This is a genomic window from Vibrio sp. V10_P2A27P122 (assembly GCF_963874335.1).
Lineage (GTDB): Bacteria > Pseudomonadota > Gammaproteobacteria > Enterobacterales > Vibrionaceae > Vibrio > Vibrio anguillarum.
The window spans coordinates 1-2,378 of the sequence record NZ_CAWNHY010000207.1 but is presented as its reverse complement, the minus strand read 5'-3'; the positions used below and the strand labels follow the sequence as shown (position 1 = coordinate 2,378).

Here is a 2,378-nt window from a genome sequence, read left to right as displayed (position 1 = left end):
CCCAATACGCTTCTTCTAAGCTGTCTTCACGTTCAGGTAAACCACGTGACAGACGAGGTGAATGCTGGGCTAGCACCTCATAACTGGCACGGTTGGAATATTTGCAAACTTGCGAGAAGGATGAATAGGTTAAAAAGTTATTCTGATGCTTGCTCGAATTAGGGACGTTCTCTTTATGATATTTATTGGCTGCCATATCATGAAGCAATGCAGACAACGCCGCATCTCCCGCACCATTAGTATTTTTAATTTTCTCAGGCCCACCCATATACGGTGAAATATGAGAATAAACACGTATCGGATTTTCACAACTTATTTTTGATGCTGGGCGACTAAATTCATAACGATTGAATTCAGCAATAGAACCAGGTAATAGTGGCAACGATGTTTCACGTTTCGCCGCATCTTCAGTATATCCTGCCATAAATAAACCGACTGGGCCTGCGGTGCATAATACAAGATCAACCCAATTTAAGGCTTTATTTGACGCTGCAAGGGGATCACTTTCCCCGGTTAATGCTTCGGCTTCATCTTCATTCATGGCAACAACAGTGACATGATCACGCAAAAAATTTTGCCAAAATTGAGGGTCATCTTGAATAACAAATTTAGTACCTAAGGTTAAAACAACAGGTACATCATATTTCTTAGCATATTCAATCGCTCTCATTGTTGCCTCTGGCATTGGATCACCAGTTTTGCAGCGAATTAAATAAGCAGTTAGTACTAAGGCTGAAGCACTTTTAAATATTTTTTCTGGAACACTTTCTGCGCGAAGTTGGTTCATTTGCCCTTCACTAATAGCAAAGGTTCTTTCTCCATCCTCTGTGATCAAGGCAAAGCAGCGCCCAATCGCTCCATCGACCGCTTGTAAATAATTCAGATCCATCCGACTTGATGTATTACATAAATAACGATAACCGTAGCTACCAATTTTGATATCTTGACTCATCACACCTAACAACGTTGAGCGATCATCTGCCAGCACCGAATAATTGTGTAATGTGTTGCCAATCGTTCCCCCAGCATATTCGTTAGTAATCAGACCATTTTGTTTGAGCTCAGTGTACAACGCTTCGGCCTTCTGATCGTCAATCACTAACGAATGGCCTTTACTAAGCTCATATTTTTCGATGAGGTCAGTATTTACTTTCGCTTCTATATCCACCAAGGTCTGGTCAATACCAATAATATGTGTACGTGACATTTTTTTATTTTCTTGTGCTTGGATAACAAGTGGGTCACGTGCATGAACAGGAAAGTAATGCTTTGATTTGCGTTGGCCAGGAAATTTCATAACGTCAGTCTGAGTAGAGGAGAAAAAGATGCGCGATTCTACCGCGCACCCATTAGCGCGGCAACTAAGGCAATTATAGCAAACGTTTGCTCTTGATTATTTTTATTCACCTTCCATAAAGCTGAGATCAGGTAACCTATCTAAATGCTCTGAATAGCGTTTTAGGTCAAATTGCCCTTCGTTTTTCATCACATCAAAAATCTCAATTGCAAGCGCACAAGCAATAGAGGCAACGGCATCCTCCCTTGAGTGACCTGTCATCATCAAGCGCATCAAGGTTTCTTTGACCTTTAACGGATTTCCGTCCGCGAGTTGATTCTCTACTGTTTCGATGAGGAACGCGTCATCCATAATCTGATTGTCATCTTGCATTTTGTGGCCTTTTATTACGCTTTAAAATGGCACGCACTATGCCATAAGCCATTGTAGAATTCTAAAACTAATTTCTGCTGACATTGACAGATACGACGCCAATTAAACCAGATAGAAGTGTGATTGCTGTCTCGGATCTGTCGCGACGAAAATCTTTCTGCTAGAATCTGCGACCAAGTCAATTGAGTGGTATTAAGTAATGTCAGACAACCGCAGCGCAAACAGCCAAAAGAAAGTCATCGTCGGCATGTCCGGTGGTGTTGACTCCTCCGTTTCGGCGTATCTTCTCAAAGAGCAAGGTTATCAAGTCGAAGGCCTGTTCATGAAGAACTGGGAAGAAGATGATAACGAGGAATATTGTACAGCGGCGGAAGATTTAGCCGATGCACAAGCCGTGTGCGATAAGTTAGACATCCCTCTTCATACCATTAATTTTGCCGCCGAATATTGGGACAACGTATTTGAATATTTCCTTGAGGAATATAAAGCAGGGCGAACTCCCAACCCAGACATTCTTTGTAACAAAGAAATCAAGTTTAAAGCCTTTTTAGAGTTTGCAGATGAAGTGCTAGATGCAGATTATATCGCCATGGGCCATTATGTTCGACGCACCTTCCCTGAAGGTGATGACAAACCACAAATGCTGCGCGGCTTGGACAACAACAAAGACCAAAGCTACTTCCTCTATACATTAAGCCATGAACAAGTG

Annotated in this window: 3 protein-coding genes; 1 reads left to right on the top strand and 2 read right to left on the bottom strand. The window is 41.9% G+C overall.

What is annotated here, in order from left to right; all coding sequences use genetic code 11:
- Positions 1-1,297: inosine/guanosine kinase (locus AACQ17_RS08790; RefSeq protein ID WP_094167641.1), on the bottom strand; the 1,297-nt coding region annotated here is incomplete at its 3' end.
- 102 nt (positions 1,298-1,399) lie between these two features.
- Complete coding sequence (locus AACQ17_RS08785; RefSeq protein WP_013857103.1) at positions 1,400-1,669, bottom strand: hypothetical protein; 270 nt, start codon at positions 1,667-1,669, stop codon at positions 1,400-1,402.
- Between the two features lie 199 nt (positions 1,670-1,868).
- On the opposite strand from AACQ17_RS08785, the gene mnmA reads away from it, so the two are divergent.
- Positions 1,869-2,378 (top strand): tRNA 2-thiouridine(34) synthase MnmA (gene mnmA, locus AACQ17_RS08780; protein WP_094167640.1); only part of this gene is annotated, 510 nt, incomplete at its 3' end.

Coding starts and splice junctions, on each gene's coding strand:
- AACQ17_RS08785 (WP_013857103.1), bottom strand. CDS start 1,669: ATGCAAGATGACAATCAGATTATGGATGACGCGTTCCTCATCGAAACA.